Origin of the sequence: Rhodococcus kronopolitis, assembly GCF_042654025.1 — a bacterium.
Classification (GTDB): Bacteria; Actinomycetota; Actinomycetes; order Mycobacteriales; family Mycobacteriaceae; genus Rhodococcus_G; species Rhodococcus_G kronopolitis.
In genome coordinates this window covers 613,815-626,900 of the sequence record NZ_JBHSFO010000002.1, presented here as the reverse complement: position 1 = coordinate 626,900, position 13,086 = coordinate 613,815, and the positions used below count along the sequence as shown (strand labels likewise).

Sequence of the window (13,086 nt, the reverse complement as noted above, 5' to 3'; positions counted from 1 at the left end):
CGACATGGTGTCGCACGCCACACGGGATCAACCTACTTGCCGGTAAGGACGGGCGCCACGGCTACCAGGACAGCTCGCGCCGCATCAGGTCCTCGACGGTCTCGCGCCGGATCACCTCGCGGCTGCTGCCCTCGCGCACCGCGACGATCGGCGGCCGCCCGACCGCGTTGTACGTCGATGCGAGGCTGTGGTGGTAGGCGCCGGTACCGGGGACGGCGAGCACGTCGCCGGGGTGCAGGTCGGAGGGCAGTTGCACATCCACCGCCAGCTCGTCGCCGGCCTCGCAGTGCCTGCCCGCGACCGTGACCACCGCAGGCGCGGCGATCGAGTGCCGATTCGCGAGGGCGACGCTGTAGTGCGCGCCGTACAGCGCGACCCGCGGGTTGTCGCTCATCCCGCCGTCGACGCAGACGAACGTCCGGCCGCCGGTCACGTGCTTGACCGACACCACCCGGTAGACGGTCACCCCGGCCCGGGCCGCCACCGCGCGGCCGGGTTCGAGGGTGATGCGCGGTCGGGGGAAGCGGTGCCGCGCACAGGCGTCGTCGAGTGCGTCGTCGAGCGTCGCGGCCAGTGCGCTCAGGTCCAGCTGCGGTTCGCCCCCCACATACGAGATACCGTGCCCGCCACCGAGGTTGAGTTCGGTGAGGATGGTGCCGTGGTCGATCCGGATCTGTGCCATCTGCGCGATCATCCGATCCACCGCGGTGCCGAAGTGCCGGGCGTCGGTGATCTGCGAACCGAGGTGGCAGTGCAGCCCGACCAGGTTCAGGCGTGGCTGCCCGAGCACCCTCCTGACGGCCTCGTCGGCCTGGCCGTGCTCGAGGGGGAAGCCGAACTTCTGGTCGGTGACGCCGGTGGCGACCGCCCGGTGGGTGTGCGCGTCGATCCCCGGGGTGACCCGGACGAGGACGTTCTGGCGGCGGTTCAGCGTCGCGGCCAGCAGGGTGATCTCGGCATGCGAGTCGATCACGATCCGTCCGACGCCGGCGTCCCGGGCGGCGGACAGCTCGGCCGGGGTCTTGGCGTTGCCGTGCATGATGATTCGCCGCGGATCGACGCCCGCGGACAGGGCAATGGCGAGTTCGCCCGCCGAGCACACGTCGAGCGAGAGGCCCTCCTCGGTGACCCAGGTGGCCACGGCCCGGGTCAGCAGCGCCTTTCCGGCGTATGCGATCTCGGCCTCGGGGAAGACTTCTCGGTAGGTGCGGCAGCGGTGCCTCAGGTCGAGTTCGTCGAGGACGTAGCTCGGCGTGCCGTACTGGTCCGCGATGTCCGCCAGCGCGACCCCGGCTACGGTGATGCGGCCGTGGTCGTCGACGTGGGTGCTGGCCGGCCAGACGGCGGGGTCGAGGCGCGGGGTCATTGCCGAGCGCAACGAGGGGAAGATCTCGAGCAGGGTCACCGTGGGCTCCTTGGGTGGGTGTCACCCTCCGGAGTACCCGCCGCGGCCGCCGGATCCGCCGTCCTTGACGGGACCCTGACGGCCGCGGGGCGAAGGCTTACGCCTAGCCGCCGAGCTTCTTGTAGAAGGTGCCGACGATCGGCGCGATCACGGCCCGCGGGGTGTACTGCCCGGCCACCGACATGCCCTTGCTGATCAGGCCCGGCACCACCCGCATCTTGTTCTTCGCGAGCGAGTCCAGGGAGAGCTTCGCCGTGTAGGCGCTGGAGATCCAGAGGAAGTCCGGCACCAGCCTGTCGACCAGCGAGGCCTCCGCCGGGTCCGGCTCCTCGGTGCGCACCGGGCCGGGCGCGAGCAGCGTCACGTTGACGCCGGTCCCGGACAGCTCGCCGCGCAGCGACTCGGAGAAGGTGTTCACGAACGCCTTCGTCGCCGCGTAGGTGGCGTTGTTCGGGATCGGCATGTTGCCTGCCGCCGACCCGACCATCAGGATGGCCCCGGAGTCACGGGCCAGCATCCCCGGCAGCACCGCGAGCGTGAGGTCATGCACCGCAACGGCGTTGAGCTCGACCTGGTCCCGCTCGTAGCCCGGGTCCAGCTCGGCGATCGGGCCGAACGTCGCGATCCCGGCGTTGTTGCACAGGATCGAGACCGGGCGCTGCGCCAGCTCGGTGGTGAGCACCGCGCGGGCGTCACGGTCGGACAGGTCGACCGCGCGCACCTCGACGGTGACGCCGTGCGCCTCGGTCAGGCGCTGCGCCAGCGCGTCGAGCAGGTCGCCGCGCCGGGCGACCAGGATCAGCGAGTGACCGCGCGCGGCCAGGTCGGCGGCCAGCGCCTCGCCGATTCCGGAGGAGGCGCCGGTCACGACCGCGCGGGCATCAGGGGTGGGGGTAGGCAGGCTCACGGTGGCCAGGTTAGGCGCTCCGCGCTCGTGCGCGGTGTGCGGGTCCAGGGGGACGGCAGCCGCACCCGAGCGGCGGAGCCGCCTGTGCCCTCACAACGATGCCGCGAGCCGGGTGCCCTGCTCGATGGCCCGCTTGGCGTCGAGTTCGGCCGCGACGTCCGCGCCGCCGATCACGTGCAGGCTCACTCCCGCTGCGGTCAGCTCGTCGGCGAGCTCGCGCACCGACTCCTGGCCCGCGCACAGCACCACGTTGTCCACCGTCAGCGTCTGCGGGCGTTCCCGCTTGTCGCCGAAGGTGATGTGCAGGCCCGCGTCGTCGATCCGCTCGTAGTTCACGCCCGAGACCTGGTGCACGCCCTTCTTCTTCAGTGCCGCCCGGTGCACCCAGCCGGAGGTCTTGCCCAGGCCCTTGCCGATCTGTCCCGGCTTGCGCTGGAGCAGGTACACCTGCCGCGGCGACGGCTCGGACACCGGTGTGGCGAGCGCCCCGGCCGCGGTCTCGTCGGCGGTGACGCCCCATTCCCGTTGCCACCGACCGAGATCGAGTGTCGGGGAGGATTCGTGGGTGAGGAACTCGGAGACGTCGACGCCGATGCCGCCTGCGCCGATCACCGCGACGGTGTCGCCGACGGTGCGGTGACCGCGGACCAGCTCGGCGTAGGTGAGCACGCTCGGGTGGTCGACGCCCGGGATCGCCGGGACGCGCGGGGTGACGCCGGTTGCGAGGACCACCTCGTCGTAACCGCCCTCGATCAGCTCGGGCGCGGTGACCCGGGTGTTCAGGTGCACCTTCACCCCGGTCAGCTCGAGCCGCCGGGCGTAGTAGCGGATGGTCTCCGCGAACTCCTCCTTGCCGGGGATCCGGCGCGCGATCCCGAACTGGCCGCCGAGTTCGTCGCCGGCCTCGAAGAGTTCGACGGTGTGGCCCCGTTCGGCCAGGTTCAGCGCCGCGGACAGCCCGGCGGGGCCGGCCCCGACCACCGCGACGTTCTTGGCGCGTCGGGTGGGGGAGAGCACCAGCTCGGTCTCGCGGGCAGCCCTCGGATTGAGCAGGCAGGACACGGGCTTGTTCACGAAGGCGTGGTCGAGGCAGGCCTGGTTGCAGGCGATGCAGGTGTTGATCTCGTCGGTCCGGTCGGCCTCGGCCTTGCGGACCCACTCGGGGTCCGCGAGCATCGGCCTGGCCATCGAGATCAGCTGGACGTCGCCGCCGTCGAGGATCTCCTCGGCCGTCTCGGGCATGTTGATCCGGTTCGACGCACACACCGGAATGCTCACCTCGCGGGCGAGCCGGGCGGTGAAGTCGGCGAAGGCGGCCCGCGGGACCGAGGTGACGATGGTCGGCACCCGGGACTCGTGCCAGCCGATGTCGGTGTTGAGGATCGTGGTGCCGGCGTCCTCGAGCTCGCGGGCGAGGGTGACGATCTCGTCCCAGGTCTGCCCCTTCTCGACCAGGTCGGCCATGGACAGCCGGAACAGGATGACGAAGTTCGGTCCGACGGCCGCCCGGGTGCGCCGGACGATCTCGACGGCGAACCGGCGCCGGTTCTCGGCGCTGCCACCCCACCGGTCGGTGCGTCGGTTGGTGCGTTCGGCGAGGAACTGGTTGACCAGGTAGCCCTCGCCGCCCATGATCTCGACGCCGTCGTAGCCGGCGGACTGGGCCAGCCGGGCACAGCGGGCGTAGTCGTCGATCGTCGACTCGATGCCGCGACCGGTCAGCGCCCGCGGCCGGAACGGGTTGATGGGGGCCTTGATCGAGGACGCGGAAACGCTCAGCGGCTGGTAGGAGTAGCGGCCGGCGTGCAGGATCTGCAGCGCGATCTTGCCGCCCTCGGCGTGCACGGCATCGGTGACCACACGGTGCCTGGCCGCCTGCGACTTGGTGATCAGGTCCGCGCCGAGCGGTAGCAGCCAGCCGGTCCGGTTGGGCGCGTAGCCGCCGGTGACGATGAGCCCCACCCCGCCGCGGGCGCGTTCGGCGAAGTAGGCCGCCAGCTTCGGGAGGTCACGGGTGCGGTCCTCGAGCCCGGTGTGCATCGACCCCATCACGACGCGGTTGCGCAGGGTGGTGAAGCCGAGGTCCAGGGGGGAGAGCAGGTTCGGGTACGGGTTGCTCACGGATGCGGCCTCTCGCGGGTCGGTGTGTCGCTGGCGGATCGGATCGGGTCGGGTGTCCGGCGTGCCGGACGGTCAGAGGGCATCGAGTACCTCCTGGCACCAGGCGGTGAAGCCGTCCTCGACCCGGATGCCGCCGCGCAGCACCAGGTACTGGTGCAGGTCGGTGCCGGTCAGCGCGTTCGGGGTCGGGAAGTCGCGCTTCTCGATCTGCCGGTAGAGCTCGAGGCGTCCGGCATGGTCGTCGCGGTGCCGGGTGACCTCGGCGCGTAGGTCGTCGAGGTCGCCGTGCGCCGCCGCCCGGATCTTCACCGCCAGCTCGTCGCGGAGATGTCCGGCCGCGGTCGGTTCGGCGATCCATCGCCGCAGCTCGGCGCGGCCGTCCGCGCTCACGCGGTAGACCCGCTTGTCCGGCCGGCCGTCCTGGCCGACGACTTCGCCGTCGACCCAGCCGGAGGTGTCCATCCGCTTGAGCACCCGGTAGATCTGCTGGTGGCTGGCGCTCCAGAAGAAGCCGATCGACTTGTCGAATCGGCGCGCCAGCTCGTAGCCCGAGCCGGACTGCTCGGCGAGCGAGACCAGGAGTGCGTGTTCGAGTGCCACGCGGCTCAGTATTCATGCAACGCGATGACTATGCAACGGGGTGAATATGCAACGAAGCGAATAGAGGTCTGGTGGCCAAGCATGCGAGACCCTCGGACGGGTGCCGGTCAACCCGTCAGCAGCGGCAGGAAGGTCGCCGCGATCACCCGATGACCGGCCGGGTTCGCGTGGATGTCCTTGTATTCCGAGCACATCCAGGTCAACGTGCAGATCGTCGCGACGTTGCGGGGGAGGGATCCGTGGCCCGGAACGTCGACCGGGTTGCCGAAGTCGTTGCTGGCGAACGCGCCTGCCACGTCGGCGGTCTGCCAGCCGGTCGCGCTGTTCGCGGCGCCGATGGTCGCGCCGAGGAGGTTCTTCGCGGACGCGACCGCGGTCGCCCGCGTGCGGCCCGGCTCGCCGACGCGCCAGCTGGCGATCTGCGATTCGTAGTAGTTCATCCCGACGTAGCGCGGACCGTCCCCGCCGGCCGCCCGCAACGCGCTGTTGATCCGGGTCAGGTTGGCGCCGACGGTGGCGAGTCGCTCGGTGAGGCAGCCCGGGTCGGGCAGCCCCGCGGGCGCCCGGCCGAGGCAGGGATAGATGTCGTTGGAGCCGATGTCCTCGGTGACGAACCTGACCTGTCCGCGGTGCGCGGCCAGGAACTGGGTCGCGTAGTCGAGCTGGGACCGTGCACCGGGGTAGGCGCACCGGCCGCCGCCGTCGATCATCGTCGTGGTGGTCTCGCTGTCGCAGCCGAGGCGGACGAACCTCAGGTTCGGATCTGATTGGCGCAGGGTCGCGTAGAGGTTGTCGCTGTACGAGACGGGTTCGTCCCGGCCCGTGGTCGGCTGGTAGCCCGCGGCCACGGAATCGCCGAGCGAGACGTAGTAGGTCACCGCCGGCGGCGGATCCGCCGCGGCGATGGGTGCGGGCACCGCCACCGGGGCCGCGGCGGGCGTGGCGGCGATGCCGAGTACGGCGGCGGCGAGGGCGACGCCGAGGGTCAGAAGTCTCGCGTGCATCGTCGACTCCAGTTCTTCGAAGAAGGTCTTGGCGGACCGATCAAGAAGCTGAAACACGAAATGGCGTACGAATGCGGGGCGGCCGGTGGAGGAGCGAGGGCGGAGTGTCGTGCCGCGGTGACTCCCCGGCGCCTGCTGCCCCACACGAGTGGGCTGCCCCTACTTGCGGGCGCCGTTCCTGGTGTCGAGCTGGAGCTTCTCCGGGAACAGTCGGCGCTGCACGAACCAGCCGGCGCCGGCGAGCGCGATCCACAGCAGCGTCGAGGTGACCTGCTCCCAGCCCTCGGCCGGGTCGTGCAGGAACGCGAGCGAGTCGGTGGTGCGGCCGAGTCCGCCCAGGATCATGCTGGCGCCACCGATCGAGGTCAGCCACAGCAGCGCCCGGGCCCGGTACCTGTCGGCCAGGAAGGCGGAGGCGACTCCCACCGAGACGATCACGATCCCGCTCAGGGCCCAGTTGCTGTCGCCGTGCTGCAACACGTCCGCTAGCTTTGCGCCCGCCATCGCGCCGGTGAGTCCGCCGATGAAGTAGGCGGAGAACTTGAAGATCAACGAGGTGACGACCCACGCGGTGACCGCGCCGATCAGCGCGAACAGGAACAGCGTCGTCAGTGACGCGTTGAACAGGTCGGCGATCAACCAGCCGAGTCCGAAGCCGGCCGCCAGCACCGCGACGTGCAGTGATCCGATGCCCCAGAAGCACAGCACCACGCCGACCAGCAGTACCGCGAGTCCGCTCATCGTTCGTTCCCCTTCACGCGCGCCAGGACCGCCTCCGCGAGTGCCGGGGCGGCGACCTCCGGGATCCAGTGGCTGACCCCGTCCAGTTCCACGAAACGGTACGGGGCGTCGACGAATTCGCCGCACATTTGCGCCCCGGCGCGGCCGATCGCCGTGTCGGCGGTGCTCCACACGTATGTCGTCGGCACGCGGACCGGTGGCAGCGCGTTCATGGTCCGGTCCATCGCCCGGTACCAGGACAGTGCCGCGGTGAGCGCGCCAGGCTCGGTCAACGCCCGCACGTGCACGTCGGCCCGGGCCGGGTCCACGTCGTCGTACACCGCGCGCAGCCGTCGGCCGGCGTCCGCCAGCAGCAACCGCTCGGCGCGGTCGCCGTCGCGGAAGAGGTCGATGTAGCGCGAGCGGTCGCGTTGGTCGTCGTTCTCGCGTCGCGCGCGGCTGAACGCGCCGGGGTGCGGGACCGACACGGCGGTGAGCGTGCGGACCCGCTCCGGATGCGCCGCGGTGAGCGCCCAGGCCACCGCGGCGCCCCAGTCGTGGCCGACCAGGTGGACCGAATCGATGTCGAGGGCGTCGAGCAGGCCGACGACGTCGGCGACCAGGTGCGGCATCGCGTAGTGCTCGACCCCGACGGGCCGGGCGCGGGGGGAGTAGCCGCGTTGCGCCGGGGCGATCACCCGCAGCCCGGCGGCGGTGAGGAGCGGCGTCAGCGCCCGCCAGCAGGCCGGGGTCTGCGGGAACCCGTGCAGCAGCATCGTCGGGGGGCCGTCGGGTGGTCCCGCGGCGGTGACGTCGAAGGTGAACTCGCCCACCTCGACCGAGTCCGTCGGGACGTCGTTCGCGGCGCTGCGTGGCCTCATGGTGCGAACCTACCGGGCGGCCGGTCGCTCGAATTCGAACCCGGCGCCGACGGGGCGCGCGTCGCGTACCCGGCCGAGCGCGGTTCGGTGCGGTCGTCGACGAATTCGCTGGGCAGTGGCCGGTTCGTCACCGCCTCGGCGGGTTGCACTGTGTTGTGCATTTCATTCGTGCGTTTCCATTGCGAATGGACGAGACACCATGATATGCATCACCTGCATAGTGCTGACCAGCGATGTTGCCCGGATTCTCCAGGGGATGGTTGTGACAGATAACAATAGAGTGGTGTGGCAAGACCAGCCCCTGCGGATCGCGGGTCGACCGGTCGCCAACTGGCTCAACTCCGTCGCCGCGGATCTGACGGCGAGGGTCCTCGCCGGTCTCGTCGACGAGCTGCCGATCTACCGTGCGCTGCCGCGGGAAGAGGTGAACGGCGAGATCGCGGCCATCATCCAGTACAACATGGAGCTCTTCGCCACCCTGGTGCGCGAACGCCGCGACGCCTTCGACTCCGAACTGGTCGAGCAGCGGAACTCGGCGGCCCGGCGGGCGGAGGAGGGCGTGCCGCTCGACGCCATCCTGCACGCCTATCACGCGGGTATCGGCGCGGCGTCCAAGGAGCTGTTCGAGGGGGCCGGCCCCGAGGACATGGACGACGTGCAGGTCGTCATGGGCATGGTCCTGGACTACCTGCGGCGGCTCACCATCGCGGTCAGTGCCGCGTACCTCGAGGAACGCCAGATCATGGACAGCCAGGAGAACTCGGGCCGCCGGTCGCTGATGTCGGCGCTGGTCTCGGGCGAGCCGGTGGACGCGGTGGTGCGCCGCACCGGGCTCCGGGTGGCGCCCCACTACCTGGCGCTGAGCCTGGCGATCGACGAGACCAGCGACGAGCGTGGGTACGGCGTCAGCGGAACCGTCGCCGGCCGACGCAAGCTGCGGCGCCTGCAGGCCGAACTGGACCGGATCACCGGCGAACCCGCGCTCACCGTCGTCGACAGCAGCGGCGGGACGGCGCTGATCCCGTGTCCGTCCTCGCCGCCGGACTGGGAGGAACTGCGGCAGATGATCGACCAGGCCCGGGTGGTGGTCGGTGCGGACCTGCGGGTTGCCGGGGCGGTCGCCACACCGGACAACGTGCCCGCCGCGGTGCACGAGACCTCGGAGATCATCGCGCTCGTCGCCCGTTCGGGCCGGGGCCCGGGGCTGTACCGGCTCGCCGACGTCCTGCTCGAGTACCAGTTGAGCCGGCCGAGTCCCGCACACGTGGAACTGGCGCGACTGCTCGAGCCGCTGGCGGCGAAGCCGGAGCTGATGCAGACCCTCGAGGCCTACGTGGCCAGCGGGCTCAACCGCCGGGCCACCGCGGCCACGCTGCACGTTCACGCCAACACCGTCGACTACCGGATGCGCAGGGTATTCGAGCTGACGGGACTGAACCCGTCGGATCCGGCGGACCTGCCACAGGTCGGCGCGGCGCTGGTCGCCAAGCGCGCGCTGGGCCGGCCCGCGCGGGCATAGTCGGCCGATGACCTCGACGGGGAATTCGATGCGGTGGGTTCGGCGTGCGGCGGTGGCGCTCGGTTCGTCGGCGGTGCTGGTGGCGGCGGTCGGGGTGGCGGCGCACTACCTCGACACCTCCGCGACCCTCCTGGTGGTGCTGGCCTCGGCGGCGCCGTTGCTGATGATGTGTGGGCTTGCCGGGTTGGTGACGCTGGCGGTGGCTCGGCAGTGGGCCGGGACCGCCGTCGCGGCGGCGGTTCTCGCGGCCGCGGCGTGGACACAGTTGCCGCTCTACACCGCGGACCGGGTCGACGCCGCCCCGTCCGCGCTGACCGTCCTGCAGGCCAACATCTTCTTCGGTAATGCCGATCTGGAAGGTATTGTCGCGCAAGTCCGTTCGCGAGACGTCGACGTGCTGACCGTCAATGAACTGACCGACGCCGCGGTGCCCCGGCTCGGTGCGGCGGGACTCGACGAGGAACTGCCGTTCCGATACCTGCGCCCGACCGCGGAACTGGCCGGCGGCACCGGGATCTGGAGCAGGTATCCGCTGTCCGACCAGGTCGAGCACCTCGGGTTCGCCCTGAACATGGTCTCGGCGCGGGTGCAGCCGCCGGGGCAGCCGTCGTTCGTCGCGGTCGCCGCCCACCCACTGCCGCCGGTCCCGCGGGCACAGACCGACACCTGGTCGAGGGAACTGGGGCAGCTGCAGCAGATCCTGCGGGGTCTGCGCGCCGGTGGCGATCCCGTCGTCGTGGGCGGGGACTTCAACGCGACCTTCGACCACTCGCAGTACCGGGCGCTCACCGGTGACGGGTTCCGCGACGCCGCAGAGCAGTCCGGCGCGGGGATGCTGCGTACCTATCCCGCGGACCGCTGGTGGCCGCCGGCGCTGGCGATCGACCACGTCCTGGTCGCCGGCGCGGACGTCACCGGCGCGGAGGCGGTCGATCTGCCGGGTTCGGATCACCGAGGGGTGCTTGCCGCCGTCGTGCTGCCGACGGGTGGGGACCAGCCCGGCTCGGACTGAGCCTCGCGCCGCGTACCCTCCCGTGGTTTGACGTACCGATTCGTCGGTAACGGGCACTCACCAGCTGTTACCGTCGGGCGTTCGACGCGCCGCGGTGGGCGGAAGGTGCTCCCGGATCGGCGGCGTGCGGCCGGGTTTCGGCCTCCGTGGGGCGACCTCGCGGCGACGTGCCGCCGTGGTCGAGAGGATCGGGAGCACCGTGGTGAATCCTGCCCTTCGTCGTCGCCGGACCCCGAGAGCTGTACTGCGACGAACGGCGGGGCAGGGCCGGGGCGCGGTTTCGGGCGCAGTTGGAACCTCGGGTGAGGGTCCGACCGGTGACGGTTCGGGTGGTCCGCAGGTGAGGGCCGCGACGCGGCACATGATAATTGTCGGTACCGACATCGAAGTGTCGGTGTCGGTGGCGCGCGTCTGCGCGCCTGGCAGGAGCGTGGAGACGGAGAGTCAGATGAGCGAGACCGTGCGGGTCGGAGACCTGGTGCAGATTTCCGACACGGCTGGAACCTGGTCGGTCGAGGAGGTCCGGTCGGGCATCGCGCTGCTGCGCGACGGCGAGGACCGGCGGATCTCGTCGCGGCTGTCCAAGCTGACGGTGGTGCGCAGGGGCGCGCCGAGCTGACGCGCTCGCCCGACGCACCACCGTCGGCCGTGCTGTGGGTGCCTACGGGGTGGCGAGGAACGCCTCCACCGCGGGCCGCGCCTTCGGATTGCCCTCGTCGATTCCGATGACGGCGCCGACGCCTGCGCCGACCACGTTGCCGATCATGCAGCCGGCCATGAAGTTCGGGAAGATTGCCACGCAGCCGACGAGCGCGCCGACGACGGAGCCGATCATCATCTTCTGCTGACCGCCGTTGGCCCAACCGATGTTGATTTCGTCGGCCGCATTCTGGAATGCGGCCTTCTTGGTCGGATTGTCGGGGAAGGCCTGGTCGGCGATCATGTTGACCACCGGCGGTGCCGGCGGTGCTTCGGGGGCGCCGGGCATCGGGGGAAGCCCCGGAATGGCCGGCATCGGTGGCAGTTGCGGCAGCGGGGGTAGCCCGGGAATGGCCGGGCCCGCGACGGGGGTGCCCAGGGTCGGGAGTTCGGGCAGTGCCGGGAGCGCTGGCAATGTCGGCAGGATGGGTGCCTCGACGTTGACCGGCAATGCGGGAAGTGCTGGGAGTGCGGGCATTTCGGGAAGCCCGGGCAGGATCGGTTGTGCGCTGGCGGTGCCCGCCGCCGCAGTGACTGCGGCGAAGACGAGCGCGGGCATGACAAGAGCCTTGGCCATTTTCATGGCAATCCCCAATGTTGATCTCGACGATCGAACTCGAATCGCCGGCGGCTCGATCGAGGGCCGCTCGACGGCGGTGCCGCTGCTCGCGCGGCGTCGTGTCTCGGTGAAGGCGAAATCTCGCACGGTCAGGGCGCGCGCGGCAGACCTTGGGTGATGTTGCGGCCCAGATGTTTTCGACGCCTGCCGGTGGTAGCGCATCGACCGCTGTCGATGCCCAGCTCGCTGGCTGCTTCCATATAGCGCTCCTCATGAGGTCGCCAAATGTCAGTGTGACTGTACCGCGGAGGCCGGGTTGTTATACGGCAAACGAATGCTTCGGTGCCAGATCGTCGGTTCGAGTTCGGCAGGATCTTCCCCGGTATCCGGGTCGAATCCTGCCGAAGGTCGTCGGCAACCACACATCGCCGTCGATAACGATCCGCCGCGCCCACGGTCGAAGTTGCGCATTGTGCGCGTGCCCTCGGAGATACTGCACCGGTGATGCTGACAAAGCGAGGGTGCTTTTCTGCAATATCAACGGTGACGCTCGCTGTGGCGGGCTTACTGGTCGCGGTCCCGGGGAACAGTGGCGCCGCACCACCGGACTGGCGGTACACGATGGTGGCGTTCAGCAACACCAGCGACCGCGACTTGGATGTGTACGGGTCGGGGGACGGCACCAACTTCCAGCCCCTCCGACTGTCGGCCTATCGGCCTCCGTCCGGGGTGGTGCGCGACTCGAGCATATTCCGGCACACGGACGGGTTCTACTACCTCACCTACACGACGGTCGACGGGGCGAACATCGGCTTCGCGCGCAGCAGCGACCGCATCAACTGGAGTTTCCTGGGGGCCTGGCCGGTCCCGTTCTGCTGCGCCTTCCAGCCCGGCACGGGGGACGGCACGGGTTCCGCGAGTCCGCCGGGCTTCTCGGGGTCGGCCGGTTTCAGCGACGGACCGTCGCTGTCGCCGTTCACCACGAAGGCCTGGGCGCCCGAATGGTTCGTGGACGGCGACCGCGTCCACGTCATCCTGTCGATGTCGACCGGCGGCGGATTCGTGCCGTATCTGATGACCGCGCTGGATCCGGGGCTCCGAATCTGGAGCCCGCCGGTTCCGCTCGACGGAATCGGCGCGGACCACATCGACACCACGGTGGTCAAGGTGGGATCGACCTATCACGCGTTCACGAAGAACGAGACGAAGAAGGTCATCGAGCACGCGGTCGCGCCGTCGGTGACGGGACCCTACTCGTTCGTCCCGGCCGGGAACTGGGGCACGCTGCGCGAGGGACCGGCCGTGGTCCAGTTGCCGAACGGGGACTGGCGGATGTACTTCGACGCCTACGCCGAAGGTAAGTACTTCTACTCCGACAGCACGGACGGTCTGCGCACCTGGTCGCCCGCGCAGGAGCTGCCGGGCCTGTCCGGGACGGTGCGCCATGTCGGTGTGATGAGGGAGCCGGCCTGACGACGATCCGGTGACGGTCGCGCCGTCGGCCCGCGCTGACGACGCGACTACTTCCGTCCCCGTCGTGCGGTGGGGACGGGGGTTCTGGCCTGTACGGACTGGTGCCCCCGGCAGGAATCGAACCTGCGACCTAGAGATTAGAAGGCTCTTGCTCTATCCAACTGAGCTACGGAGGCGTGGTCCCCG

General features: G+C 70.3%; 13 protein-coding genes and 1 tRNA gene. 5 read left to right on the top strand and 9 right to left on the bottom strand.

Annotated elements, in window-relative coordinates; translation table 11 throughout:
* Positions 1-61 precede the first annotated feature (61 nt).
* The 7 genes from lysA to ACFO6S_RS06165 form a co-directional block, all read right to left on the bottom strand.
* Positions 62-1,405 (bottom strand): diaminopimelate decarboxylase, encoded by a 1,344-nt coding sequence (lysA, locus tag ACFO6S_RS06195; protein WP_378415079.1) that lies wholly within the window; start codon positions 1,403-1,405, stop codon positions 62-64.
* 103 nt (positions 1,406-1,508) lie between these two features.
* Entirely contained in the window at positions 1,509-2,312 is an 804-nt protein-coding gene (gene cmrA / locus ACFO6S_RS06190) for a mycolate reductase (protein WP_378415077.1), read from the bottom strand.
* A 90-nt stretch (positions 2,313-2,402) separates the two neighbouring features.
* The gene (locus ACFO6S_RS06185) at positions 2,403-4,433 is read right to left on the bottom strand and encodes an FAD-dependent oxidoreductase (RefSeq protein ID WP_378415076.1); all 2,031 of its coding nucleotides are present in this window, start codon (positions 4,431-4,433) and stop codon (positions 2,403-2,405) included.
* Positions 4,434-4,505: 72 nt separating this feature from the next.
* Positions 4,506-5,033 carry a PadR family transcriptional regulator gene (locus tag ACFO6S_RS06180; protein ID WP_378415074.1) on the bottom strand — a complete coding sequence of 176 codons (528 nt, stop codon included), beginning with the start codon at positions 5,031-5,033 and terminating at the stop codon, positions 4,506-4,508.
* A 107-nt stretch (positions 5,034-5,140) separates the two neighbouring features.
* On the bottom strand, positions 5,141-6,037 hold the full coding sequence (locus ACFO6S_RS06175) for an SGNH/GDSL hydrolase family protein (protein WP_378415072.1): 897 nt from the start codon (positions 6,035-6,037) through the stop codon (positions 5,141-5,143).
* A 159-nt stretch (positions 6,038-6,196) separates the two neighbouring features.
* Positions 6,197-6,778 (bottom strand): DUF4203 domain-containing protein, encoded by a 582-nt coding sequence (locus tag ACFO6S_RS06170; protein WP_378415070.1) that lies wholly within the window; start codon positions 6,776-6,778, stop codon positions 6,197-6,199.
* Positions 6,775-7,638 carry an alpha/beta fold hydrolase gene (locus ACFO6S_RS06165; RefSeq protein ID WP_378415068.1) on the bottom strand — a complete coding sequence of 288 codons (864 nt, stop codon included), beginning with the start codon at positions 7,636-7,638 and terminating at the stop codon, positions 6,775-6,777. The genes ACFO6S_RS06170 and ACFO6S_RS06165 overlap by 4 nt, the downstream gene beginning before the upstream one ends.
* Before the next feature lie 283 nt (positions 7,639-7,921).
* Here ACFO6S_RS06165 and ACFO6S_RS06160 point away from each other — a divergent pair, with 283 nt between their 5' ends.
* The 3 genes from ACFO6S_RS06160 (at position 7,922) to ACFO6S_RS06150 (ending at position 10,788) form a co-directional block, all read left to right on the top strand.
* Entirely contained in the window at positions 7,922-9,157 is a 1,236-nt protein-coding gene (locus ACFO6S_RS06160; protein WP_378415066.1) for a PucR family transcriptional regulator, read from the top strand.
* A gap of 7 nt (positions 9,158-9,164) precedes the next feature.
* The gene (locus ACFO6S_RS06155) at positions 9,165-10,169 is read left to right on the top strand and encodes an endonuclease/exonuclease/phosphatase family protein (protein WP_378415065.1); all 1,005 of its coding nucleotides are present in this window, start codon (positions 9,165-9,167) and stop codon (positions 10,167-10,169) included.
* A gap of 448 nt (positions 10,170-10,617) precedes the next feature.
* On the top strand, positions 10,618-10,788 hold the full coding sequence (locus ACFO6S_RS06150) for a hypothetical protein (protein WP_378415063.1): 171 nt from the start codon (positions 10,618-10,620) through the stop codon (positions 10,786-10,788).
* A 42-nt stretch (positions 10,789-10,830) separates the two neighbouring features.
* Here ACFO6S_RS06150 and ACFO6S_RS06145 read toward each other — a convergent pair whose 3' ends face one another.
* Complete coding sequence (locus ACFO6S_RS06145) at positions 10,831-11,427, bottom strand: hypothetical protein (RefSeq protein WP_378415061.1); 597 nt, start codon at positions 11,425-11,427, stop codon at positions 10,831-10,833.
* Between ACFO6S_RS06145 and ACFO6S_RS06140 the strand changes: the two genes are divergently transcribed.
* Together ACFO6S_RS06140 and ACFO6S_RS06135 are read left to right on the top strand one after the other, a co-directional pair.
* On the top strand, positions 11,426-11,605 hold the full coding sequence (locus ACFO6S_RS06140) for a hypothetical protein (protein WP_378415059.1): 180 nt from the start codon (positions 11,426-11,428) through the stop codon (positions 11,603-11,605). The genes ACFO6S_RS06145 and ACFO6S_RS06140 overlap by 2 nt on opposite strands.
* 326 nt (positions 11,606-11,931) lie before the next feature.
* Positions 11,932-12,900, top strand: coding sequence for a glycoside hydrolase family 43 protein (locus tag ACFO6S_RS06135; protein WP_378415255.1), 969 nt, complete (start codon positions 11,932-11,934; stop codon positions 12,898-12,900).
* Positions 12,901-12,999: 99 nt separating this feature from the next.
* Here ACFO6S_RS06135 and ACFO6S_RS06130 read toward each other — a convergent pair.
* Positions 13,000-13,076 (bottom strand) — tRNA-Arg (locus tag ACFO6S_RS06130).
* Between the last annotated feature and the right edge of the window lie 10 nt (positions 13,077-13,086).

Bases quoted from the DNA above. Each gene is read 5' to 3' on its own strand.
- ACFO6S_RS06145 (WP_378415061.1), bottom strand. From the start codon at position 11,427: ATGCCCGCGCTCGTCTTCGCCGCAGTCACTGCGGCGGCGGGCACCGCC.
- ACFO6S_RS06170 (WP_378415070.1), bottom strand. From the start codon at position 6,778: ATGAGCGGACTCGCGGTACTGCTGGTCGGCGTGGTGCTGTGCTTCTGG.
- ACFO6S_RS06165 (WP_378415068.1), bottom strand. From the start codon at position 7,638: ATGAGGCCACGCAGCGCCGCGAACGACGTCCCGACGGACTCGGTCGAG.
- ACFO6S_RS06135 (WP_378415255.1), top strand. From the start codon at position 11,932: ATGCTGACAAAGCGAGGGTGCTTTTCTGCAATATCAACGGTGACGCTC.
- ACFO6S_RS06175 (WP_378415072.1), bottom strand. From the start codon at position 6,037: ATGCACGCGAGACTTCTGACCCTCGGCGTCGCCCTCGCCGCCGCCGTA.
- ACFO6S_RS06150 (WP_378415063.1), top strand. From the start codon at position 10,618: ATGAGCGAGACCGTGCGGGTCGGAGACCTGGTGCAGATTTCCGACACG.
- ACFO6S_RS06155 (WP_378415065.1), top strand. From the start codon at position 9,165: ATGACCTCGACGGGGAATTCGATGCGGTGGGTTCGGCGTGCGGCGGTG.
- ACFO6S_RS06140 (WP_378415059.1), top strand. From the start codon at position 11,426: ATGACAAGAGCCTTGGCCATTTTCATGGCAATCCCCAATGTTGATCTC.